Origin of the sequence: Streptomyces phaeoluteigriseus (assembly GCF_001896135.2) — a bacterium.
Lineage (GTDB): Bacteria > Actinomycetota > Actinomycetes > Streptomycetales > Streptomycetaceae > Streptomyces > Streptomyces phaeoluteigriseus.
The window spans coordinates 1-23,298 of sequence record NZ_MPOH02000043.1; the positions used below are offsets into that span (position 1 = coordinate 1).

Here is a 23,298-nt window from a genome sequence, read left to right on the forward strand (position 1 = left end):
GCGGGGGTGGTGCGGTGGGCCTGGCCGGATCAGCCCGGCCAGCGGCTGACTTCCAGGCCGCAGGCGTCCACCGGCAGGGTCGTGGTGGCCACGGCCCCGTGCTCCGTGGCGAACGCGGGGTAGTCGCGCAGGTCCCAGGCGAACACCGGGTGACAGACGTCGTGGGCGACCACCAGCGCGCCCGGCGCCAGGTGGGGGAGCCAGCGCTCGAGCAGCCGGGCGTATCCGGACTTGCGCGAGCCCGGCACGTCGATGTCGATGAGCAGCAGGTCCCACGGTCCTCCCGCACGGTGAGCGGCGGCCTCGAAGGCATCCCCCACGACGGCCTCGGCGCCCGGCGCGAACCCCGCTCGCCGCAGGTTGTCCGAGGCGAGCGCCACCGGTGCGGCGTCGACGTCCAGGCCCAGGGACCGCCGGCCGGGGTAGAGGGGCCGAGGACCGAAGCCCGGTCCGGAGACCCAGGCCATGAGGTTGCCCGCGAAGCAGCCCAACGTGGCCACGGTGGCGGGCCGGTGAGCCGCCGCCAGGCCGTACAGCACGCGTGCCGCGAGCGGGGTGAGCGTCGTGGTGGGCACCTGGAAGGAGGAGATCAGTCGCGCGCGGAACGCGTGGTAGTCCGCCCAGGGCACGGCGGGCGCCTCCGAGTCCAGGACCCCGGCGGTACGGCAGTGGTCCAGGAAACGTTCCGCCAGCGCGTCGGCCTGCGGCGCCGTCAACCGGGGAAGAGCGCTCACCGAGGACCACCTCCGGCGGTCTGCAGGGGGGCGGTGGCGGGGGCGGGGAGCGCGGTGGGAAGTGCCGGGTCGGCCGGGGTCTCCGCCGTGGCGGCGGTCGGGTCTGCCGGATCGGCAGTCGCGCGCGCAGCGGAGCCGGCCGGTCCGGCCGTGGCCAGTGCGTCGACCTGTGCGTCGGCCTGTGCGTCGGTCTGCGCGTCGGTCTGTGCGCCGACCTGCGCATCGGTCTGCGCGTCGGTCTGCGGTACGGCGCCGGGTGCTCGCGCCTCGCCGGTCCTCTCCGACTCCGACTCCGAAGTCCCCTGCACCGCAACGGCGTTCGCCCCGCCGGAGACGTCCGTGCCGCCCGGCTCCTCCGTCAGCAGCCGGCTCGGGTTCTCCTGGGACCTGATACCGGCCAGGAAGCGGTTGAGGTCCCGGTCGGGCAGGCCTTCGAGATCGACCGCGGCCAGGTAGGAGGGGAGCTTGGACGAGGGCGGTGTGATCTCCGCGCCCGCGCGGGTCAGCGCCTCGGCCAGTTCCGCACCGCCGACGCCCCGGTCGTACGCGCCGGCCACGTCTGGGTACCAGACCCGGGCTGCCGTCAGGGTGTGCCGGTCCCAGCGGGATCCCCCCAGGGTCAGGGCCCACAGCAGCCCCGCCAGGTCCTGGGCGAACGCCGACTCGTCGCAGAGCCGGCGGGCGGTCCGGGCCGCGTCACGGTAATGCCGCGCGGCACCCGCGTGATCGCCCCGCCGCAGGTCCGTGTACCCCGCGGCGGCGAGCAGCTTCTCCAGGTGGAAGGGGTCGCGCAGAGCGCCGGCGACGCGGATGGCCGCCCCGAAGGAGGCCGCGGCCAGCTCGTGGCTGCCCCTGCGGAGTTGGAGCACGGCGATCGCGTAGTGGTGCGGCACGAAGAACTCGGGCCTGCCGGTGCCGAGCATCGTCGCCGACACCGAGCGCAGGAAGTCCTCCGCCTGCTGGTGCCGTCCGGTGATCTGGAGCAGGAAGGCCAGGTTGTGGCTGAGGTTGTAGCGCAGGTAGAAGGCGCTGTCCCCCGGCATCTCGCGGACCATCCGAAAGGCGTTGAACTCCAGTTCGAAGGCTTCCTGAAACAGCAGGTCACGCTTCTCGGTGTCGTCGGTCCTCCGGGCGTCGATGGCCGCGCCGAGCGCGAGGCCGTTGAGGATCCACGCCTTCTCCACCTGCGCGTCCACACCCGGCGTGCCGAGCGCGTCGATGCACGCGAGGCCCCGCCGGTAGTAGGTGCGCGCGGTCTCCGTGTCGTCCTTGCGCTTGGTGACGAGAAGCGCGATGAGGTAGTTCAGATGGGCCCTCAGCTCCGGCTTCCCGGCCAGTTCCAGCGCCCGCTCCAGCTTCGCCACGGCCGTGTCGACCCGCCCGGTCTGCGCCTCGGAGATGGCCTGGAGCCTGATCAGGTCGGCCAGGTCGTCGGCCCGGCCGCCCTCGGCGGCGACGGCTTCCAGATGGGCGGCGATCAGCAGATCGGCCCGCTCGAAGTTCTGGAGGGCGATCGCGTCACCGATGGCGCGCAGCGGACTGGCGGGCCCGCCGGTGCGCCACGCCTCGACCACGAGGCGCGAGGGGCGCCGCGGAGCGCTCCGGCGCCGGCGGCGGTCCCGAGGCGCACACCCGGACGGCCCGCAGCCGGGAGAACCGTTCCAGGAACAGGGTGCCGGCCCCCAGCAGCCCGCGGACGGTGATGCTCCGGCCCTGCTGGTCGGCGATCAGGACGGTCCGGTACAGGATGCGGACCGAGATGCGGTCCCAGTGGTCGAAGCCGTTCAGCACGAGGACGAGCCGGTCGCCCAGCGCGGGGAGCGCGTCGACGAGGAACCGGGCCGCGCGGTCGATCCAGCCGGCGGTGGTGTGGGACTCGCGGCTGATACGCCGGGTGGTGCCGAGCGAGGCGGTCTCGGACACCGGCACGAACCGGCCCGCGCGCCCGGTCCCTTCGGGGTCCCGCGCCTCCGGCCGCGTGAGCAGGCCGACGACTTCGGCGTGCCGCTCCAGCACCTCGGGCCCGGTGGCGCGGACCGCCGGCAGCAGGACCGCCAACAGCTCCTGCAGGCCGCACAGATGGTCGTAGCCGGCCCCGGGCGGGCCTATGTCCACGGCCGCTTCGACGGTCTGCGGCCCCAGGCAGTCGACGAGGTCGTGGTGTCCGGCGCAGAGCACCACGCCGCGCGCGGCGGGACGCCAGGCGAGGGTGGGGTCCTGGAGCCAGGCAGGACGGGATGCCACGGCATCGGCGGTCACGGAATCAGCGGTCACGGCGCGCTCCCGGTCTCTGAAGTCTTCTTCTGGGGGGTCTGGGGAAGCTGGGGTCGGTGGGGAAGAGAAGACGCCGCCCCCGCTGCAGGACAGCGAGGGCCGGCGATGTGGAGACGTGGGTTACCAGGTCTCGTTGCCCAGGGCGAGTTCGAACTCGCTCTCGGTCAGCTCGTTCTCGGCCGAGAACGTGGCCAGGACCTCGTCCAGCGCGGCGCTCAGAGCGGCGTCGGTCATGGATGTCACCTCCTCCCTTCGGGTGGTGTCCGGCAGGTGGCTCCCGGCCCCACCCTGCGCACGCTCGCTCGGGGCGGGCGGTGCGCGGGGCGCGTGCGGGAGGTCTGGGGCGTACGGCCGGCGGGTGCCGGACGCCGGCGGTCAGACGGTCGTCGCCTCGGTGATGTAGGCGATCTTCAGCGTGTACTCGCGCACGTCGACGTCGTCCAGTGCGGAGGGCTCGGCGTCCTGTGCGTCGCCGGCCGCGCGGAACGCCCGGTAGGCGTCCTCGCTCTCCCACTGGGAGTAGCTGACGACGGCCTCGCCCTCGAAGTCCCGGTGCACGCTGTGGGACACGTAACCGGGCGTCGCGTCGAGCACCGTGTTCGGCTGCGTCACCGCCGCCAGCAGCGCGTCCTGCTGCGACTTCGACCGGGTGCGGGCCACCTCGACGACCGTGAAGACGTCCTGCTGCTCCGTGATCTCGATGGTCGGCTCGCCCAGCTTCGGGTTGCGCTGGGTGTAGACGACCTCGCAGTGGATGCTGTCGAACGTGGCGAAGGTCAGGACCTCCTTGAAGCGCTCCTGGCGCCCCGGGTCGACGAGGATGCCTTCCCAGGCGGCCTTGTCACGCCACTGGATGTAGCTGATGACGGAGTTGCCGTCATGGCTCAGGTGCGCGTTGACCGACACCAGGCCCGTCCGCTCGTCCGCGGCGCCCAGGCTCTGCCAGATGTCGATCAGCCGGTGCTGGTGCTCCGGGGACGTCTCGAAGATGTTGACCAGTGTGTAGTACTGGTCCTTGACGCTGACCCTCGTCATGCGAGGTACCTCCTTGTCTCCGGCCGCATCGGCCGGTCAGGTCCTCAGGCGCTCTGTGCGGGGGTGGGCACGCTCTCGTCGGCGGCGCCGGCCACCTGCGGCTCCGGCGGGGCCGCGGGCGCGGGCAGCGCCTTGCGCAGCAGTACGGCGACCAGCGCGGCCATCGCGAGGAGTACGCCGATGGAGACGAACGAGGCGATCTCCATACCGTGGGCGAAGGCGTCGTGGGCCGCCGCGCTCAGCTCGCCGCCGACCCGGCCGGGGAGTTCGCCCGCCACGGTGGCCGCCTCGGAGACGCTGTTGCGGGCCGCCTCCTGTGCCTGGCCGGTGACGCCGTCGGGCAGGTTGTCGTCGAGGGTGGAGCCGTACACCGCGGTCGCGAGGCTGCCGACGAGGGCGATGCCGACGGCGCCGCCCATCTCGTTGGTGGTGGAGGCCAGGGCGGACGCGGCACCGGCTCGCTCGACGGGAGCGGTCTGGACGATCGTGCCGATCCCGAGCGCCATCACCGGGGCGAGGCCGATGAACATGATCGCGGACGAGACGACCACCAGCGCCGTGCCGGAGCCTCCGTCGACCTGCGTCAGCACGCCGAAACCGACGGAGCCGACCAGCAGACCCGCGATGAGCACGGGCGGCGTACCGATCTTCTGGGAGATGCCCGTACCGACGACGGCGGCGACCATGCCGGGGATGATGACCGGGAGCTGCCACAGACCGGCCTCGGCCGGCGACATGCCCAGGACGACCTGCATGTAGGTGGCCAGCAGGTACTGGATGCCCATCATCAGGCCGGTGGTCAGCAGCAGGGTGCCGACGGAGACGGAGAAGGCCGCGCGGGCGAACAGGGAGATGTCCAGCAGGGGTACGGACAGACCGCGCTGGCGCAGCACGAAGGCCACACCGAAGGCCAGGCCGATCACGAGGCTCACCGCGGGCAGGGTCTCGAATCCCTCACGGGCCAGTTCCTTGACGCCGTAGACCGCCGGCAGGATCGCGGCCAGCGACATGCCCACGCTCACCAGGTCCAGACGGCCGCCGGCCGGGTCCTTGTACTCGGGCAGCAGCATCGGTCCGGCGACCAGCAGCAGGATCATGACCGGTACGGCCAGCAGGAAGGGCGCGCCCCACCAGAAGTGGTCCAGCAGCAGACCGCCGGCGATGGGGCCGACGACTCCACCGACCATGAAGGACGTCGTCCAGATGGTGACCGCGGTCGTGCCCTCCTTCTCGTCCTTGAACATCGTGCGCAGCAGCGACAGTGTCGACGGGGCGAGGGTGGCGGCCGCGACGCCGAGCAGGGCTCGGGCGGCGATGAGCATCTCGGGGCTGTCGGCGTACGCCGTGAGCACCGAGGCGACTCCGAAGAAGACCGCTCCGATCATGAGCAGCCGGCGGCGCCCGATGCGCTCGCCGACGGTGCCCATGGTGATGAGGAAGCCGGCGATCAGGAAGCCGTAGATGTCGCTGGCCCACAGCAGCTGGCTGCTGGAGGGGTTCAGGTCGGCGGTCAGCTTGGGGACGGCCATGAACAGGAGGGTCAGGTCCATGGTCGTGAGCAGCGCCGGCAGGCAGAGCACTGCCAGACCGATCCACTCACGGCGGCCCGCCTTGACGGGCGTCACTGCATTCACAACGTTTTCCTTTGCAACTGAAATGGGGGGATGATGGAGGACCTTCGGACCGCCGGGGCGGGGATGCCCCGGTCAGACGGTGGTGACCGAGACGTCGCGCACGTTCAGCGCGACGCCCTGTCCCCAGACGCGGTGGGCGGGGAGGCTCCGTTCGTCGAGGAACTTCTGTGGGAAGGGCGCCCCCGCCCGGGGGTTGACGTAGTGGGAGGGCGCCGAGTCGATCCGCACCAGGCCGGTGCCCTCGGCGTCCATGGCCCCGTCGAGCAGGGTGAACATGCCGATGCCGGTGATCAGTTGGCGCGGTGAGACGTCCTCGGGCTCGCCCGCGTGGTCGAGCAGCAGGTGCGCGCGGTCCAGCACGGGGTGCCCGATCCGGTCCACCGAGAGCACCTCGCGGCCGTTGACCTCCCAGGTGACCGTGGCGCGAGCACGGTCGAGCGTGATCCGCAGGGTGTCGACGTCACCGGGTGCCCGCACGGCGACCGGGACGGCGTAGGTGAAGGCCGCGTAGGTGGTGCCGGGCAGGCGCAGCCGCTCGTAGTTCGCGTACACCCGGGTGTCGGTGACGAAGAATCCGAAGATCGACGCCGTCTCCAGGTCCGCCGTGATCATCGAGCCGCAGGCCAGCCGCGGGTCGGCCCGCGCGTCGGTGACCGCGTCACCGAACGGATGGTCCCCGGTGCCGTGGGTGGTCACCGCGAGGGTGGTGGTGCACACGAGCGCACCGGTCGCGGGTGTGTCGAAGCCGGGCAGCCCGCTTCGCGCCGTCCGGGTCGGCATGGCCGTCCACTTGACGTGGTCCCGGGTCCCCTCGCCCCCGTCCGCCTGCTGGCCGGTCGTCGAGACGAACGCGGGGGCGCCGGTGCGCGGGTTGACGCCGGTGGGCACCACGGCGAGGCCGAGCGCGGAGGTGTGCGCGACTCCGTCGCCGCCCGCGACCCCCGCGACGTCCTGGGTGTGCCATGCGGCGTTCGGGCCGGTGGTGGAGAAGCCGTCGCGGAAGTCGTCGTGAAAGAGCAGGCCGTTCCCGGCCACGGGTGTGGTGCTCATGATCCGGATCTCTTCTCGGCTCGGGCGGCGTCGAGCGGGCCACGGGTGAATGCGAGCGCGGCGGGTTCGAACTGGAGCACCATGTGGCTGGCGGCGGAGTGCGTGTCCCGCCAGATGCGCTGGAGCGGGTCGGCCGCGGACTGACTGCGCGTACCACCGCCGTGGAAGAGGGCGTCCACGGCCCCGACGAGCAGTTGGGTCGCCAGGGCGCAGTCCCGTCGGTTGCGGACCAGGACCTCGTCGGTGGCCGTGGCCCGGTCGACACTCAGGGCGGCCCGGGTCAGCAGCAGTCCGGCCGCGTCGATCTCGCCGGCCGCCCGTGCGTGGGCGATCCTCAGCGCCTCGCTGGGGTCGGTGCCGCGTGCCGCCTTGTCGGCGAGTGCGCGTGCCGACAGCTCCAGCGCGCCCCGGGCGGCGCCGAGAACCGGTGCGGCGAACGTCAGGCCGTTGACGGCGAACAGCGGCTGGGAGTGGCGCGGTTCGTCCGAGACCGCGCCCCGGCCCGCGAACATGTCGTCCATGAGGAAGGAGCGGTGCCCGGGGACGAACACCTCCTCGACGACGAGCGTGTGGCTGCCCGTCGCCCGCATCCCCACCGTGTCCCAGGTCTCCTCGATCCGGTAGGCGTCGCGGGGTATCGCGAAGAACCGTGCCTGGCGCTGCTCGTCCGCCCCCGCCACCATGGCCATCACCAGGGCCCAGTCGGAGAACTCGACACCGCTGGCGTACGTCCAGGTCCCGGAGAGCCGCCAGCCGCCGTCGGCCGCCAGGGCGGTCGCGGTGGTGGAGACCAGGGAGCTGACCAGCCGGCTGTCCGGCCCGTCCGCCCATATCTCCGCCTGTCCCTCGGCGGGCAGATACGCGGCGAAACGGGCGGTGTAGGCGAGCAGCGAGCCGATCCAGGCGGCGGAGGCGCACCCCTCGCCGACCGCGGCGACCGCCTCGGTGAGGGTGACGAAGTCGGTCGGTTCGCCGCCGTGCCGGGCCGGGACCAGCGCCCTGCTGAAGCCGGCCTCGACCAGTGCCGCCACCACGTCGGGGGAGAGCCGGCGTTCGCGGTCGGCCCGGGCCGCGTGGCGGCCCGCCGGCACACCTGCGGCCCGGGCGGCGGACACGAAGGTGTCCGAAGTGGTACGGGGAGCCAGGAGCATCCCGGTCATGGCTGTCTCATTTCATCGGCTTCTCGGCTGAGGTGACGCGGGCCCGGGCGCGGCGGCGGGGCCGGCTCAGGCGCGGTAGGGGCGCCTGGCGCGCGCCTCACGGAGTGCGGTGCCCCACCACACGAGCTGGTCGAGCATGGTCTTGGCCGCGGCGGAGCAGCCCGCCGGCTCCTTGGGGTTCCCGTCCGCGCCGAAGGTGGCCGCGGCGCCGTGGAAGCTCACCGTGTCGCGCAGGGTGACGGCGTGCATCTCGGCGTAGACCTGGCGCAGTTGCTCGACGGCGCGCAGACCGCCCGAGAGGCCGCCGTAGGAGACGAAGCCGATCGGCTTGGCCTGCCACTGGGTGTAGTTCCAGTCGATCGCGACCTTGAGGGGTGCGGGGAAGCTGTGGTTGTACTCGGGCGTCAGGACGACGAACGCCTCGGCCTGCTCCAGCCGGGCGCTGAGGGCCGCGGCCGTCGCCGCGTCAGCGGGCTCGGGGGCGTCGGTCACCGCCACCGGCAGGGGATAGTCGGCCAGGTCGACGACGTCCAGCTCGATGGCGTCGTTCTGCAGGGCCTCTGCGGCGAACCACTTCGCGATGGTGGGGCCGAACCGGGTGGCGCGGGTGCTCCCGATCACCAGGGCTACTCGCAGACGTTCCTCGGACATGGGGATCCTCACGGTCGAAGGTGTGCTGTGCGGGGACGTCACCCGGGAGTCCGGGAACGGCGGATCGTCACGCCCCCCATGGGCTGGGCTGGGCTGCGTTGGGCTGTGGAGTGCGGTGCGGTGCGGCGGGGCCGTCCCCACGTCACCGCCGCACCGCACCGGCACCCGCTGCCGGTACTGCTGTGGCCTCCGCTACCGCCACGGTCGTACCGGGGTCCGGTGGAGCCGGCCGGAGGTCAGACGACCTGGCGGCGGGCGCCGTTCGCGTCACGCGGCGACCACCACAGCGCGGTGGTCTCGGCTCCGGCCCCCATGACGACCCAACGCCCCTCGACGATCCGGCCGTTGCTCCAGCGCAGCAGGTGCAGCGCCTCGACGGCGAAGGTGTCGTAGGGGGAGGTGCTGTCCGCCGCGGCCCCGGCGCGTACGGCGGTGATGCGGTTGACGTCGGTCGAGTAGCCGGCCTCGGGGTTCACCAAGACCGTCACGTTCTCGCCGTGCATCGTGCCGCCGGAGAGCCGGAACATGTTCCCGAAGAACTCCAGGAACGCGTCGAGGCCTTCGTACCAGCCCGAGTAGGCGTGCAGTCCGGGCACCTCGAATCGCACGTTCTCGTCCCAGAACTCCGTTATTTTCTCCCGGTCTCCGGTGCCGAGGGAGGCCCAGGCGGCGCCGACGCGCTCGGGAGTGAGATCAGACATGGGTGGTGATTCCCTTCGAAGAATGGGTGCGGGCGGCTGTCGGGCCACCCGTGGCGCCGGCGGAGGATCCGCTGTGGACCGCTCCGCCGACGGCTGAGCGCGGGGCCGCGACGACGACCCGGCCGGTGCGAAGCCGTGTCAGTGGAAGTCGGCGGGTTCGAAGCAGAACCCGACACCGCGGATCGTCGTTATCCACTCGTCCGGTCCGAGCTTTCTGCGCAGGCCGGCCACATGGGTGTCGATCGTGCGGCTGGGCGGTGACCAGTGCTCCCCCCAGACCTGGCTCATGAGCTGGCGCCGCGACACGACCTCCCCCGGCTGTGAGGCCAGCAGACACAGCAAATCGAATTCCTTGCGGGTGCAATCGACGCGCGCACCGCGCAGCGTGACCTCACGCAGCTTCATGTCGATGCGCAGCGGTCCCCACTCCATGACGTCCACGGCGCGGGCCGGGCGCAGGCTGCGGCGCATCACCGCTCCGATCCGCGCTGTCAACTCCCGCAGGTCGTAGGGCTTCAGCAGGCAGTCGTCCGCCCCCGCCTCGAGGACGAGCACCTGGTCCCACTCGCTGCGCCGGCAGGTGAACGCGATGATGGGCGTGTCCCCGGCCGCCCGGATCGCGGCGCATACGTCGAGGCCGTGCAGGTCCGACAACTCCAGGTCCAGCAGGACCAGATCCGCGTGTTCGTACATTTCCAGGGCCTTGCTGCCGCTGTCGACACCGACGACTTCGCAGCCCTGCCGCTTGAGACTGTGAGTGATCCCCCGTTGGGCGTCCACGTCGCTCTCGACGACGAGTACACGCCACGCCTCGCCAGCCACCTCTACCCCCGACCTGAAACCCGGCACTTCCCGTGACACGCGACGCTGCGTGCCGGAGGTGCGGTGACGGTGATGTGTGCTGTCCGTTCTGTGCCGAACCATGCCCGGCTGGCTCATCCGATGTCCCCCGTTCCTGCGTGGACACCCACGCCGAAAACCGATCGAGCACTCGGAGAATACAAACCGACACGCATGCATGTCAACGCGCGTCAGGTGGCTTGGATCACACGTTGCGCGTCTCAATTGCTGCCGCTAGACAGTGCAATTGGGGAGATAGCGGACAGAGACTGGCTGTCAGCAACCGGTCCGACGGCCGATAAAGTCCCCTTGCGAACGGGGTAAAGATACAAGCGTGAATGTTATATTCGCGTACTTGCGGCGCGGGTCCCTGACCCCGTGTCACCGCGAGCCACCTGCACCGATGTGAGGAGTCGGCATGAGAGACAAGGCGGCCCGGACCCGCTCCGAATTGATACGTTCGGCCGCGACGGTCTTCGCCGAACACGGCTACTCCAGAGCGAAGTTGTCCTCCATCTCCGCGGACGCGGGAGTGAGCAGAGGAGCCCTCTATTTCCACTTCCCCAGCAAGGAGGCCCTGGCGGACGCGGTGGAGGCGGCGGCGGCCGAGAGGTTCGCGGGGGTGACCGGCCACGAGGGCGACAACGGCGCACGGGACCTGTCGCGAGCGGTGCGCGCGTTCGCCGACCTGTACCGGCAGAATGTCATCTTCCGCGCCGGCGTGCTCCTGAGCTGCGAGAAGGACCGCAAGTCCACGGTGAACCTGATCCAGCAGTGGGAGGAGTACGTCAGTACCGCCGTCGCGGCGGCGGAGCGCGGGTATCCCTTCGCCCGTTCCGGCGTGGCGGGGCACGCCTCCAGCGCGATCGTCGCCATGACCGTGGGGCTGGCGTTCCTGTGGCACGAGAACGAGCAGTGGCTCGCCGAGTCAACCGTCACAGGCGTATGGAATCTGCTGCCGCCCCTGGTCGGCCGCATGGGCTGAGACCGCCGCGGCCGGGGTCCGCCCGCACCGGGCGGACCCCGCCCGTCGGTGCTTGTTCGACAAACCGAACATGCCGGAATGTCAGCGGTCGTTCTCCTCGGCCTCCCGGGCCTCCGCCAGGGCGCTCAGCTCCGCCCCGACCTTGAGTCCCCGGTCCGCGCTGAGGTCGAGCTGCACCAGGACCGAGGGTTCCGCGATGTTGGGCAGCACATGCTTCAGCAGTGCCCGGATCCGCGTCTCCAGGTCCGCCCAGCCGGTCATGACCTGCGAGAACAGCTGAACCCCGGTGAAGCAGGAGCACAGCAGCTCGGCGGTCTCCTTCAGATCGACGTGAGGTCGCAGCTCGCCCTGCGCACGCGCCTGCTCCAGGATCTCCTGGTTGCGGTCGACCCAGCTCCTGAAGGGGAGCTTCCGGTCGAGCCCGACCGAGTCCAGCTCCAGTGACAGCCGGACGCTGCCCTGGAGGACGGGGTCCCGGGTCAGCTGGCACGCGAACACCAGGCCGAGGTCGATCAGTTCCTGGAGCTTGATGTCGCGCACGACGGTGGGGATGTCCGCCTGGCTGGCCAGCACCGTCCGCGCCAGCTCCTCCTTGGAGGCGAAGTGGAAGTACACCGCGCCCCGGGTGAGCCCCAGCCGCTTCAGCACATCGGAGACCGTCGCGGCGCTGTAGCCGCGTTCGGAGAAGACGGCCCCTGCAGCCTCCAGGATCATCCGGCGGGTCGCGAGACCTCGTTCCTGCGTCGCCATGGGTTCTACCTCCGGGGGCTGCGCTGTCTGTGCTGGTGGAGCCGACGTAACGAGTCGTTAATCTCACTATGTGAGACAACCCATTGAGCTACATACCGACTCACACGTATGTTACGTCCCGCTCGGGCTCACCTCGAGCTCAGCGTCGCATTCCTGGGGGGAAGGCAATGCAAGCCATAGCTGTAAGTGAGATCAGTGCGCCCATTTCCAGACGTGGGGAAACGGACATTTCGGCCGATGTGCCGTTGTATCCGGTCGTCAAGGAGCTGGTGCACCGCTCGAACCCGTCGGATGTGCTGCCGGTCGGCTGGCGGCCTCTGGCCGAGGACCGCTATCTGATCAGTGTCGCATGGCCTCAAGGCCACCCTTTCTACGCACGGGTGAACGGCGACCACGCGGCCAACCTGATCGGCGAGACCATCCGGCAGTGCGGTCTGCTGCTGGCGCACGCCGCCTACGACGTGCCGCTGGGACACCACTTCGTCATGTGGGACATGGCGTACACCCGGGAACCGGCCCGTCCGGCCTCGGCCGTCGGGACCCACCGCGTCGAGGTGGAGGTCGTCTGTTCGGACCTGCGTCTGCGCGGTCGTCGGCTGGGGGCCATGAACTGCGACATGACGCTGCGCGCGGACGGCAGGACGGTGGCGCGGGGGGGCGGTCGCTTCGACATCGTCAGCCCGGCCGTCTACCGCAGGCTGCGCGGGGCGCAGATCGAGGCCGCCACACAGCCGGTCCAGCCCGATCCCGTGCCGCCGGCCGCTGTCGGCCGCACCCGCGTGATGGACGTCCTGCTCGCCCCGGCTCCCGAGCCGGCCCCGTCGGCCGACGCGCCGTTCGGGCGCTGGCTGCTGCGCGCGGACTTCGGGCACCCGACGCTGTTCGACCACCGCAACGACCACTTCCCGGGGATGCTCCTCGTCGAAGCGGCGTTCCAGGCCGCGAACGCGACCGTCGCACCGGCCCTGCACCACCACACCTCGGCCAAGGTGGCCTTCCTCGGCTATGTCGAGTACGGCCACCCGTGCTGGATCGAGACCCGCCTCAGGCCGACCGGCATGCCGCAGCTCACCGCGATCGAGGTCACCGGTCGCCAGAACGGCCGCCCGGTGTTCTCCGCGCTCCTCGAAGGCGCGTCGGCGCAAGACTGACAGTCCCTTCGTCCACCCGCCCGTCGTCGAGCGGGGTCCGCGTCACCGCCGACCGGCCCGCTTGTCCCGCGGTTCGTCCCCACCGCTGCCGGTGACCGGCGTTCCAGGTCGCCGTCCGCCGTGTCCGGTACGCCGCCGACCCGCACCGTCCGGTCCTCGTCACCGTCATCGACGCCTGGTGGCGCCCCTCCGTGTGCCCGGTGCACAGGGCACACGCACGGGCGCCGCCGGGCAGCTCACGCACAGTCCTGCCCGGACGAGCGCCGGGCCACGGGCCCCGCGGGGCGACGACCCGCTTCGACGGCTCCGCTCCAGGAAAGGAACCCACTCCTGTGACGCACGACTTCACGGCCGGAAAGTCCGGCCGGTCATCTCCGCGCATCCGCAATTCCTCTCCGCACCGGCCGAGTTCCACCGTTGACAGCGCTGTCATCGTAACGCGCGTCACGGCAGCCGTCCCCGCCCGTGCGCACGGCTGGCTTGTCTCTTTCGCAAAGAGGCGTGATCGTGAGCAGTCGTGAACACCGGTGGGACGGCGGTACGCCGACCGTCCTCGTCACCGGCGCGACCGGGTTCATCGGCCACCGGGCCGTCCACCGGCTGCTCGCCCACGAGGGGCGGCCGCGACTGCGGTTGCTCGTCCACGACAGGGACGTACCGGAGTGCTGCGCCGCCGCGACGGCCGTCGTCCGGGGAAGCCTCACCGACCCCGCGTCCCTGCGCGGGGTGTGCCGCGGCGTCGGCACCGTCCTGCACCTCGCCTCGTTGATCACGCAGGATCCGGCGACCGCCCACGCGGTTAACACCGCCGGTACGGAAGCCCTGTTGGCCGAGGCGCACCGGTCCGGTGTCCGGCGCTTCGTACGGCTCGGCACCGCCGCCGTGTACGGGCCCGGCCCCCACCGGGGCGAGCCCGCGCCGTCCGGCCGACCGCTGTCGGTGACCAGCGCCTCGCGACTCGCGGGCGACAGGAGCGTCCTCGCCGCCGGCGGCACCGTCCTGCGCCCGTACCTGGTCTACGGGGCGGGGGACGTGTGGTTCGTGCCCGCCCTCGTCCAGATGATCACACGGCTGCCGCGGTGGATCGAGGGCGGGCGGGCCAGGCTGTCGCTGATCTCCGTCGACGACCTGGCCCGGGTCACCGCGGCCCTGGTGACCCGGCCGGCTCCGCTGCCCGCGTCCACCGTCCTGCACGCGGCCCATCCCCGCCCGGTCGTCGTACGCGACCTTGTCACGGCGCTCTGCCGGCAGCTGGGTCTGCCCCTGCCGCGGGGGGACGTCTCACGGGCCGACCTGGAAGCGCACCTCGGCGGTCCGGCCGACGCGGATCTGGTGCGACGGTTCGCCCAGTTCGGGACCGACCACTGGTTCGACAGCTCCGAGCTGTGGTCCCTGGCCGGGCTGGAACCCGGCCCCGGGTTCGCCGAGCAATTCGCCGCCTGCGCTCCCTGGTACCGCGAGCACCTGAGGGACCCGCTGCCCGCCACCGCGCCAGCGGCCGGCTGAACCGGCCTCCCTGTCACGCCACTCACTCCACCGCACACCACCTCACTCCACCCGAAAGCGGAATCGACGATGCAGCCCACCCGGTCCACCCAGCCCACGGACGCCACCCAGCAGCCCGCGACGTGTCCCTTCGCCATCGATCCCGGCGGCCGCGACATCCAGGGCGAGATCAGCCGTATCCGGGCACGCGGCCCCGTGACCCGGGTGGAACTCCCGGGCGGCGTACCGGCCTGGTCGGTCACCAGCGCGGAACTGATCAAGCGGCTCCTGCTGGACCCGCGCGTCTCGAAGGACGCCTACCGGCACTGGCCGGCCTGGATCGACGGCGAGGTCACCGCCGACTGGCCCCTGTCCATCTGGGTCTCGGTACAGAACATGGTCACCGCGTACGGCACCGAGCACACCCGGCTGCGCCGCCCGGTCGCCGGCGCGTTCGGCGTCCGCCGGGTCAACGCGATGCGCCCCCGCGTCGAGAAGATCGTCGACGAACTGCTAGACAAACTGGGAGAGTTGGCGCAGGCCGCGCCCGACTCGGTCGTGGACCTCAGAGAGCACTACGCCCACCCGCTGCCCAGCAGCGTCGTCTCCGAACTGTTCGGAGTCCCCGAGTCGGCACGCGGTGAGCTGCTCCGCGTGATCAAGGGCTTCTTCGCGACGACGTCGTCCACACAGGAGGCACAGAGCAATGTCGTCCGCCTCTACGCCACCATGAACGACCTCGTCGCCCTGAAGAAGCGTGAGCCCGGCGACGACCTGACCACGGACCTGATCGGCGCCCGCGACGACGACGGCGCCGTGATGAGCGACAAGGAACTGGCGGACAACCTCATCCTGCTTCTCACCGCCGGATACGAGACGACGGTGAACCTCCTCGACAACGCGATCACCCGCCTCCTGGCCCATCCCGAGCAGCTCGAACTCGTCCGCTCCGGGCGGGCGTCCTGGGAGGACGTCATCGACGAGTCGCTGCGCCTGGACGCGCCCGGCGCCCACTCCGTGCTGCGCTACGCGGTGGAGGACCTGGAGATCGGCGGGGTGACGATCGCGCGCGGCGAGGCGATCACGATCTCGTACGCCGGCGCGGGCCGGGACCCCGCCCTGCACGGTGAGGACGCCGACCGGTTCGACATCACCCGCGCCACCCGGGGCGAACACCTCTCCTTCGGGCACGGAGTGCACTACTGCCTGGGAGCCCAGCTGGCGCGGATGGAGGCGTCCATCGCCCTGTCCGCGCTCTTCGCCCGCTTCCCGGGCCTGCGGCCCGCCGTCCCGGCGGAGGAGCTGCGGCCCCTGGAGTCCTTCATATCCAACGGCCACCAGGAGGTCTTGGCCCTGCTGGGCTGAGTCCGCCACCGACCCGGTGACCGCCCTGCCCGGACCCGGAGGCATTCCGGGCATCGGCGCGTCCCGCCCGAGGTCTCAGCAGGGCCTGCGCCACACCCCCAGTTCCGGCTTCTTCAGCATCGAGGACAGGCGCAGCCTGCGGGACTGGGGGCAGAACTCCCCGGCGGGTTCCGTGTACTCCACGTGGAAGACCGCCTTGCCCGCCGCGACGAACGGGGTGAGGCGGTCGCACTCGTCGTACTGGGCGCACTCCTCGTTGACCGCGAAGTCGAAGTCGCCGACCAGCTCCGGGATCTGGGGAAGGTCGTTCTTCAGTCCCACCGACAGGCCGCGCTCATGGGCGAGTCCGGCGATCATCCGGTTGTAGCGGAGCTGGTCGCGGGCGGTGAGCGGGAAACCGGTCTTGTTGCCGTATCCCTCCATCAGGTCGGGTTCCACCGCGTCGAAGCCCTTGTCGCGGCACATGTCGAAGCGCCTTTCCATCAGCGGTCGCAGGACGGACAGGCGTCGGATGTCCAGCCACCGCTCGCCCGCCCAGCCGTTGGGCTCGCCGAGCACCGAGCGGGGGAAGGCGTCCTTGTCGGGCCGGAAGTCCTCCCACGCGCCGACGTTGACGTAACAGATGACCTTGCGGCCGTCCCGGTGCAGCCGGGCCACGTCGGCCGCGGAGTTCTCGAAGCCGTCGATGTCGTAGACGGGCACGTCGGCCGACGGGTCGACCTTCCCGTCGAGCTGCCACTGCCAGGCCAGGCCGGGACCAGGCTGCCACCGAGGTCTCGCCGTCGGGGCCGGGTCGGCGGTCCGGCCGTCCCCGGAACAGCCGCTCAACGCCGCGACCAGCAGGGCGGCCAGTGCCATGAAACCCGCCGCGGCCCGCCTCACGGCCGGACTCCGGTCAGTGCCGGGCTCAACTCGGCCCAGGGGTTCGGCAGTTCACCGGTGACCGGACCGCAGACCGCCGCGCCGCGCTCGTGCGCGGTGCGCACGGCGAGCGGCACCAGCGCCTCCGGCACCCCGTAGACCAGGTGGCACAGCCGCTCGGGCGCCTCCCGAACCGTCCAGGCCGGTCTGCTGAACGCCGAGACGTACGTCGACCAGTGCCCCTCGAAGGTGACGGTCAGGTCGGCCAGCCGCGTGTACCCGGCCGCCGGATGGACCCCGGGGTTGAGCACGACCGTCCCCGCGCCCAGCCGCCGCACCGCCCGGACCAGCCGGCGGCAGGCGGACAGAGCCTCGGGGGTCGCGGTCACCCGGTCCAGGAAACAGCCGTCGGCCGCGTACCACTCCTGGTGCCGGCGTACCTCGTCGGCGATCTCCGCGCCGTCCCTCGTCCCGTAATCGGTGTCGACGTACCCCAGCAGCCGCGCCCCCGCCGCCCGCAGCGCGCCGGCCGCCGCGGCGAACGCCGGATCGGGGCCCTCGCCCGGGCCGTTCGCCGGGTTGAGGACGACCCCGTAGGTGCCGGCGGCCGAGGTGATCAGCCGGTGCCAGGCCCCCGGGTCCTCGGCCGGATGGACGTACAGCGGGATCAGCAGGCTCACGACGTACCCTCGCCTCCCCACAGCGCGGCGAGGGCGTCGTCCAGGGAGTGGACCGGGCGCCAGCCGAGGGCACGCGCCGCGGCGCCGATGTCCGAGCACTGCCAGGAGACCTCCGCGGAACGGGCCGAGCCCGCCGTACCCGCCGCGTTCTCCTCGATCCGCCCCGCGAAGGCCGCGAGCCGCACCAGCCGCCGCACCAGCTCGCGCACCGGGACCGCCCGGCCACCACCGATGTTGAGGACCGGCGGCAGCGGCCCGGGCGCCGTGACCGCCAGCGCCACGGCACCCGCCACATCGCGTACGTCCACGAAGTCGCGGAACGCCGACAGGTCGCCCAGCCGCAGCACCGCCTCCGGGTCCGTGCCCGCCGCCCGCAGCAGCCCGGCGATCCGGCCCGGCAGCCCCGAGGCGGGCGCCCCCGGCCCCACCGGGTTGCCCACCCGCAGCACCACCGCGTCCAGCCCGGAGGCGGTCACCGCGGCCGTCCCCGCGAGCTTGGTGGCGCCGTACGGGCCGGCCGGGCTGGTGGCCGCCGACTCCGTCACCCGGGAGTCCACGGCGCCGGGGCCGTACTCGGCGGCCGAGCCGAGGTGGACCAGCCGCGCCGCCGGGGCAGCCGAGCGCAGCGCCGCGCACAGGACGGCGGGGCCGCGGGCGTTGACCTCCGCCAGGGTCACGGCGTCGCCGCCGGTCGCGCCCGCGCAGTTGACGACGGTGTCGGGCGCGGCCGCGGCGAGGGTCTTCGCCAACTGCTCCGGGCGGACGGCGGCGAGGTCGACGGGGAACCCGGCGGCGGGCGAGCGGCCGCCGCCGAGCACCCGCGTGCCCGGCAGGGCCCGCAGCCGCTCGGCGACGTGGGCGCCCAGGTAGCCGGTGTGGCCGAGGACGAGAATGCGCATGTGGTGCTCAGGCTCCCTTGAGCAGCAGTGACTTGCGGGAGGTGAACTCGGCGTTCGCCCGGTCGTAGTCGTCCGGGCGGCCGATGTCCAGCCAGTACCCGTCGAAATCGTAGGCGTGCGGCGGGTTCTCGGACTCCAGCAGGTCGAGAACCAACTCGTCGAAGCCCAGGGGCAGTCCGGCCGTGTAGCCGTCCAGCGTCGAGCGTGTCAGGCCGTAGACGCCCATCGACACCCGGTAGTCCATGCTCGGCTTCTCGGTGAACGCCACCACCCTGCTGTCGGCGGTGGTCAGCACCCCGAAGTCGATCTGCACCCTGCGCGCGTACGTCGCGATCGTCAGCGGCGCCCCCGACGCGCGGTGCCGGAGCAGGACGTCGGTGTAGTCGAGGTCGGTCAGGACGTCGCCGTTCATCACCAGAAACGTTTCTGGAAGCCGTTCCCGCAGTGTCAGCAAGGGGCCCATGGTGCCGAGCGGGCTCTCCTCGGTGGCGTAGTCGACGGCCAGGCCCCACTGGGTGCCGTCACCGACGTAGGCGCGGATGATTTCGCCGAGGTGTCCTATGGCGATGGTGCAGCTGGTGAAGCCGGCCGTGGCGAGCTGGCGCAGCACGATCTCCAGGATCGCGTGCTGGTCACCGATGGGGACGAGCGGCTTGGGCAGCGCGGTGGTGTACGGCCGCAGCCGGACGCCCTTGCCTCCCGCCAGGATCACTGCGTGCATCATGGGGCTCCTCCTTCATGCGTGTGCTCGGGACGTGCCGGACGGGTCAGATGTTGTAGATGCCGGTCTTGTAACGCGACAGGTTGCCGGGGTCGCGGAAGAACTCCACGGTGCGCGCGAGGCCCTCCTCCAGGGTGTGCGCGGGCTGCCAGCCGGTGGCGTCGGCGAGCCGGCTCGCGTCGGCGACCAGGCGCAGCACCTCGGAGTTGGCCGGCCGGATGCGGGCGGGGTCCTCGCGCACGTCGAGCGCGGTGTCCATCACCTTCCCGATCAGCGCCACCAGGTCGCCGACCGAGATCTCCCCGCCGGTACCGGCGTTGAAGGTGCGGCCCACGACCCGCTCGGCGGGCGCGGTGCCGACGGCCAGGAACGCCTGCGCGGTGTCCTCGACGAAGGTGAAGTCCCGGGTGGGGCGCAGGTCCCCGAGGGTGAGCGTGCGCTCGCCGGCGGCCACCTGCCCGATGACGGTGGGGATGACCGCGCGCATCGACTGGCGCGGCCCGAAGGTGTTGAACGGCCGCAGCGTCACCACGGGGGTGTCGAAGCTCGCGTGGTAGCTGTCCGCCAGCCGGTCCCCGCCAGCCTTCGAGGCGGCGTACGGCGACTGGGTGTTGATGGGGTGGTCCTCGGTGATCGGTACGGTCCGGGCGGTGCCGTACGTCTCACTGGTGGAGGTGTGCACCAGCCGGGGCGTGCCGAGCGCGCGCACCGTCTCCAGCACATTGAGGGTGCCGGTGACGTTGGTGTCCACATAGCTGTGCGGTGCCTGGTAGGAGTACGGGATCGCGATCAGGGCGGCCAGGTGGTAGGCGACGTCGGCGCCTTCGAGGAGCCCGCGGACCGAGCCGGGGTCGCGGACGTCGCCGAGGACGATCTCCACCTGGTCCAGGACATCGGGGTGCAGGGTCTCCAGCCAGCCGTAGGAGGAGAAGGAGTTGTACTGGGCCATGGCCCTCACCCGGTGGCCGGAGGCGACCAGCGCCTCGGTGAGGTGCGAGCCGATGAAACCCTCGGCTCCGGTGACGGCGGCGAGCGGTGCGGAGGTCAACTCGGTTGGTCCTTCCGGTTGTCGGTCGACTCCTGGTCGTCGGGTGACGGGGAGCGTGGAGCCGGTGTGCGGTCAGGTGGGCGCGGTCAGGCGTGCGGGGCGGGCCGACCGAGCAGCCGCAGCGCGCACACCGCGAGGCAGAGCGCGGCGGCGCCGCAGCACAGCGGCAGGGCGGCCGGGCCGGGTGGCAGGCCGGACAGGGTGGCCGCCGAGGCGAAGGCCGCGGCCGCGAGGCAGATCACGGCGGGCGGCCAGGCCACCCCGAAGGCCTGGAGCAGCAGCGCGGTCCACAGGGCGGCGGCGAGCGGCAGCAGGACGGCCGGATCGGCTCCGGTGAGCAGGGCCGCGGGCAGCAGCGGCAGGACGTAGGCGAGCAGACAGAGGGCGAGGACCCCGGCCGAGCGCAGCAGGAAGGCGGCGGGCGTCGCGGTGGCGCGCAGCGCGGCGACGGACAGCCCGCGAAAGCGGTACAGCAGCCATTCCGCCGGCCCCATGCTCACGGTCAGCACGATCACGGCGTACGGCTCCTGGTGGCCCTCCAGCAGCACCAGCACGCCAGCGGCCAGCCCGAACAGGCCGTACGGAAGCGACCGCAGCGGGCGCGGCCGGGTGGCGGCCGGTGCCGGGGGGACGGCGAGGGCGGTGCGCAGCGCGTGGCCGGTCACGGCGAGCGTGGCGAGCAGTGCCAGCAGGGGCAGCCCGGCCCGCAACGACGGGGTGAGGTCCCACCGCAACAGCGCGGCGGCACCGGCGACGAGCGGGGTGAGCGCGGCCAGCAGCAGCCGCTCCCGGCCCAGCACCAGCAGCACACCGGCCGCCGCCAGGTACACCGACTGCGGCCGCCACCAGCGGTCACCGGGCCGCCGTCGGCGGGCAGCGCGGCGGCCGCCGTGGCGACGGCCGCCCCGAGGGGCGCGCCGACCAGGAGCGTACGGCCCGCTTCCCGCCGTCCGGCCGTCAGCCGCAGGTGGGCCCGGTGCCCCAGTGCCTGTCCCCAGGCCCAGGAGATCAGCCCCGCCACGACCAGCACGGCGGTGTGGCGGCCCGCGTCCCACAGGGGCGCGGTGAGCGGCCAGGCCAGGCCGGGCAGCGCGAACAGGGCGCCCCGCAGCAGACAGCGCAGGGTGTCCGGGCGCCAGGGGTCGGCCGCGGGCGCCGGTTCGGGGAAGGTGCGCGGCACCCGCTCGTAGAGCGCGGAGGCGAGCGAGAACAGGTTCGGGTGGCCGTACCGCTCCTTGATCAGGGAGGCGGACAGGCCCTCCGCCTCCAGCAGCGCGGCCACCTCGTAGGGGTGGACGGCGGGGCCGACCCGGTCGGCGAGTTCGGCGGCCAGGGCGCTGACCGCCTCCTCGTCGGGGCCCCGCCGGGGCAGCCGGACGGCGAGGGTGGTGTCGTCCAGGGCCCAGCGCGGGCGGCGGCGCGGCGGGCCGGGTGGCGCCGCCAGCCGCAGCGCCAGGGTGTCCTGCTCGGCGCCGCCGGGTTCGAGGGACATCGGGCCGCTCATCCGGCGAGGCTCCCCGTGCCGGTGACCGCCGGGGCGGGCATCACGACCTGGGCGGGCAACCCCCGCCCGAGTGCGGGCAGTTCCTGGTAGATGGAGCGGAACGTGTCGATGGTCTGCCGCAGGGTGAACTGCTCGATCACCCGAAGCCGCGCCGCCTCGCCCATCGCCCGGCGCCGCGCCGGGTCGCGCAGCAGCTCCAGCGCCGCGGCGGCCATCGCGGCCGGATCGCGGGGCGGCACCACCAGTCCGGTGTCGCCGACGGCCTCGCGGACCCCGCCCACATCGGTGGAGACGGTGACCCGCCCGCACGACATGGCCTCGATCAGGGTGAACGGGAAGCCCTCGCTGATGCTGGACAGCATCACCACGTGGCCGGCCGCGTAGGCGTCCTTGATGTCGTCGACGCGGCCCTCGAAGGTGACGGCGTCCGCATGCCCCAGCGCGGCGGCCAGCGCCTCGCACCGCTCCCGGTAGGCCTCTCCGCCCCGCGGCGTCCCGCCGAACAACCGCAGCCGTACGCCGGGGAGTTCGGCCCGCACCAGGGCGAAGGCCCGGATCAGGGTCTCCAGGTCCTTGATCGGGTCGACCCGGCCCGCCCAGCTGAGGGTGAGTACCTCCGGCTCGGGCCCGGCAGGGGGGAAAGCGGCCGGGTCCACGCCGTTGTAGACGGTGCGGATCGACTCCGGGGCGGCGCGCCCTGCTCCTCCCACAACCGGTTGTAACGGTTCCCGGGAGTGATCAGCGCGGCCCGGCGGTACGTCTCCTCGGCCAGCAGCCGGAAGAAGCCGAGCACCACCGCCTTCACCGGCCAGCGATAGGGGGCGGTCCGGTAACCGAGGTAGCGCTCGCGCAGGTAGACGCCGTGCTCGGTCAGCAGCAGCGGCACACCGTGCCGTTCGAGCGCGGCGAGACCGGGCAGCGCGGCGACGCCTCCGCTGACCGCGTGTGCGACCCCGCTCTCCGGCGGCGGTACGGCCAGCGGGCGCAGGGCGTGTTCCAGCAGGGCCGTCGCCGTCAGCGCGTCGTGGACGGTCGGCCGGGCCTCGCGCACGGCCAGACCGGGACGGTGCCACACGGAGGCCAGCAGGGCGATCGCCCGGTCGCCCCGCAGGAACGCGCTCAGGCCGCCGTCGGCCGCCGCCCGTGCCAGGTCGTACAGCGCGGGCGCGAAGCCGTCCTCCGCGCACGGATCGAGGAGCGAGGTCAGGAACCGCTCGTAGGCGTCGGCGAGCCGGCTGCGGGACCGGCCGCGGGGCGCGCGTCCCTCGGGCGGGGCGCCCCACAGGGGGACGGACCGCACCCGCGTGACATGCGCGGGCAGGTCCCACACCAAGGGTTCGCGCCCCGTGCCGGTGACGGCGAGGACGTCGAAGTCGATGTCGGGCATGCCCTGGACGAGTTGGTCGCACCAGACGCTCACGCCGCCGTGACTGTGCGGGTAGGTGCCTTCGGTGAGCAGGGTGACGCGCGTCGCGCCGGGGCGTCGCGCGCCGTGGGGAACGTGCATCGAGGTGCTCCACGGCCGAGGTGTGGGGTGGTTCGTGCGCGGCGCCGGGCTCCCGGGGGAACCGTTTCGCCGGAGGCGGTCCCGGCCGCGGGTGGGCGCCGGGACCGTCGGTGGTACCGGGGCGGTGCGCCGTTCAGCCCTGTGCGGAGGGCCCGACCGGGTCGGTGACGCCCGCCGGCACCGGGTGTCCGGGGCCGGCTCGGTGACCGGACCGGCGGGGCGTGGGCGCCGGCGCGGGGGCGCGGGGAGCGGACGGCGAGGGT

The 23,298-nt window shown here is 72.4% G+C and carries 20 protein-coding genes and 2 pseudogenes; 4 read left to right on the plus strand and 18 right to left on the minus strand.

From position 1 onward, the window contains the following. Positions 1 to 29: 29 nt before the first annotated feature. The 10 genes from BM536_RS37500 to BM536_RS37545 form a co-directional block, all read right to left on the minus strand. Positions 30 to 734: an O-methyltransferase gene (locus BM536_RS37500; protein ID WP_143651100.1), complete on the minus strand. Its 705-nt coding sequence runs from the start codon at positions 732 to 734 to the stop codon at positions 30 to 32. Then, a complete protein-coding gene (locus BM536_RS37505) occupies positions 731 to 2,308 on the minus strand; it encodes a tetratricopeptide repeat protein (RefSeq protein ID WP_073496355.1) in 1,578 nt (525 codons plus the stop codon). Before BM536_RS37505 ends, BM536_RS37500 begins: the two co-directional genes overlap by 4 nt. After that, positions 2,253 to 3,008, minus strand: coding sequence for a hypothetical protein (locus BM536_RS37510; RefSeq protein ID WP_143651102.1), 756 nt, complete (start codon positions 3,006 to 3,008; stop codon positions 2,253 to 2,255). Before BM536_RS37510 ends, BM536_RS37505 begins: the two co-directional genes overlap by 56 nt. 375 nt (positions 3,009 to 3,383) lie before the next feature. Beyond that, positions 3,384 to 4,043: an antibiotic biosynthesis monooxygenase family protein gene (locus tag BM536_RS37515; RefSeq protein ID WP_094104054.1), complete on the minus strand. Its 660-nt coding sequence runs from the start codon at positions 4,041 to 4,043 to the stop codon at positions 3,384 to 3,386. Between the two features lie 44 nt (positions 4,044 to 4,087). Further along, positions 4,088 to 5,677: an MFS transporter gene (locus BM536_RS37520; protein WP_245873990.1), complete on the minus strand. Its 1,590-nt coding sequence runs from the start codon at positions 5,675 to 5,677 to the stop codon at positions 4,088 to 4,090. Positions 5,678 to 5,749: 72 nt separating this feature from the next. Next, a complete protein-coding gene (locus BM536_RS37525; protein ID WP_073496364.1) occupies positions 5,750 to 6,727 on the minus strand; it encodes a DUF6081 family protein in 978 nt (325 codons plus the stop codon). After that, positions 6,724 to 7,887 carry an acyl-CoA dehydrogenase family protein gene (locus tag BM536_RS37530; protein ID WP_073496366.1) on the minus strand — a complete coding sequence of 388 codons (1,164 nt, stop codon included), beginning with the start codon at positions 7,885 to 7,887 and terminating at the stop codon, positions 6,724 to 6,726. The genes BM536_RS37525 and BM536_RS37530 overlap by 4 nt, the downstream gene beginning before the upstream one ends. Positions 7,888 to 7,953: 66 nt before the next feature. Next, complete coding sequence (locus BM536_RS37535) at positions 7,954 to 8,538, minus strand: NADPH-dependent FMN reductase (protein WP_073496368.1); 585 nt, start codon at positions 8,536 to 8,538, stop codon at positions 7,954 to 7,956. 236 nt (positions 8,539 to 8,774) lie between these two features. Next, entirely contained in the window at positions 8,775 to 9,239 is a 465-nt protein-coding gene (locus BM536_RS37540; protein WP_073496370.1) for a nuclear transport factor 2 family protein, read from the minus strand. 138 nt (positions 9,240 to 9,377) lie between these two features. Next, the gene (locus BM536_RS37545) at positions 9,378 to 10,178 is read right to left on the minus strand and encodes a response regulator transcription factor (RefSeq protein WP_245873991.1); all 801 of its coding nucleotides are present in this window, start codon (positions 10,176 to 10,178) and stop codon (positions 9,378 to 9,380) included. Positions 10,179 to 10,497: 319 nt separating this feature from the next. Between BM536_RS37545 and BM536_RS37550 the strand changes: the two genes are divergently transcribed. Beyond that, entirely contained in the window at positions 10,498 to 11,064 is a 567-nt protein-coding gene (locus BM536_RS37550) for a TetR/AcrR family transcriptional regulator (RefSeq protein ID WP_073496374.1), read from the plus strand. A gap of 81 nt (positions 11,065 to 11,145) precedes the next feature. Here the strand turns inward: BM536_RS37550 and BM536_RS44120 are convergent, their stop codons facing one another. Next, positions 11,146 to 11,814, minus strand: coding sequence for a ScbR family autoregulator-binding transcription factor (locus BM536_RS44120; RefSeq protein ID WP_073496376.1), 669 nt, complete (start codon positions 11,812 to 11,814; stop codon positions 11,146 to 11,148). Positions 11,815 to 11,981: 167 nt separating this feature from the next. Here BM536_RS44120 and BM536_RS37560 point away from each other — a divergent pair, with 167 nt between their 5' ends. The 3 genes from BM536_RS37560 to BM536_RS37570 all read left to right on the plus strand — a co-directional run bounded on the left by BM536_RS37560 (position 11,982) and on the right by BM536_RS37570 (position 15,815). Continuing rightward, positions 11,982 to 12,965 (plus strand): ScbA/BarX family gamma-butyrolactone biosynthesis protein, encoded by a 984-nt coding sequence (locus BM536_RS37560; protein WP_079275117.1) that lies wholly within the window; start codon positions 11,982 to 11,984, stop codon positions 12,963 to 12,965. A gap of 507 nt (positions 12,966 to 13,472) precedes the next feature. Beyond that, the gene (locus BM536_RS37565; protein ID WP_079275119.1) at positions 13,473 to 14,471 is read left to right on the plus strand and encodes an NAD-dependent epimerase/dehydratase family protein; all 999 of its coding nucleotides are present in this window, start codon (positions 13,473 to 13,475) and stop codon (positions 14,469 to 14,471) included. A gap of 69 nt (positions 14,472 to 14,540) precedes the next feature. Further along, positions 14,541 to 15,815 (plus strand): cytochrome P450 family protein, encoded by a 1,275-nt coding sequence (locus BM536_RS37570; protein ID WP_073496379.1) that lies wholly within the window; start codon positions 14,541 to 14,543, stop codon positions 15,813 to 15,815. A gap of 75 nt (positions 15,816 to 15,890) precedes the next feature. Here BM536_RS37570 and BM536_RS37575 read toward each other — a convergent pair whose 3' ends face one another. The 7 genes and pseudogenes from BM536_RS37575 to pelF form a co-directional block, all read right to left on the minus strand. Beyond that, positions 15,891 to 16,673, minus strand: coding sequence for an endo alpha-1,4 polygalactosaminidase (locus BM536_RS37575; protein ID WP_073496386.1), 783 nt, complete (start codon positions 16,671 to 16,673; stop codon positions 15,891 to 15,893). A gap of 20 nt (positions 16,674 to 16,693) precedes the next feature. After that, positions 16,694 to 17,356 carry a spherulation-specific family 4 protein gene (locus BM536_RS37580; RefSeq protein ID WP_094104056.1) on the minus strand — a complete coding sequence of 221 codons (663 nt, stop codon included), beginning with the start codon at positions 17,354 to 17,356 and terminating at the stop codon, positions 16,694 to 16,696. After that, positions 17,353 to 18,255 carry an NAD-dependent epimerase/dehydratase family protein gene (locus tag BM536_RS37585; RefSeq protein ID WP_094104057.1) on the minus strand — a complete coding sequence of 301 codons (903 nt, stop codon included), beginning with the start codon at positions 18,253 to 18,255 and terminating at the stop codon, positions 17,353 to 17,355. Before BM536_RS37585 ends, BM536_RS37580 begins: the two co-directional genes overlap by 4 nt. Positions 18,256 to 18,262: 7 nt before the next feature. Next, positions 18,263 to 18,976, minus strand: coding sequence for a nucleotidyltransferase family protein (locus BM536_RS37590; RefSeq protein WP_073496388.1), 714 nt, complete (start codon positions 18,974 to 18,976; stop codon positions 18,263 to 18,265). 46 nt (positions 18,977 to 19,022) lie between these two features. After that, complete coding sequence (locus BM536_RS37595) at positions 19,023 to 20,024, minus strand: GDP-mannose 4,6-dehydratase (protein WP_094104058.1); 1,002 nt, start codon at positions 20,022 to 20,024, stop codon at positions 19,023 to 19,025. Between the two features lie 86 nt (positions 20,025 to 20,110). Continuing rightward, positions 20,111 to 21,528, minus strand: a pseudogene (locus BM536_RS37600) (hypothetical protein). Next, positions 21,525 to 23,035, minus strand: a pseudogene (gene pelF / locus BM536_RS37605) (GT4 family glycosyltransferase PelF). The pseudogenes BM536_RS37600 and pelF overlap by 4 nt, the downstream one beginning before the upstream one ends. Positions 23,036 to 23,298 lie beyond the last annotated feature (263 nt).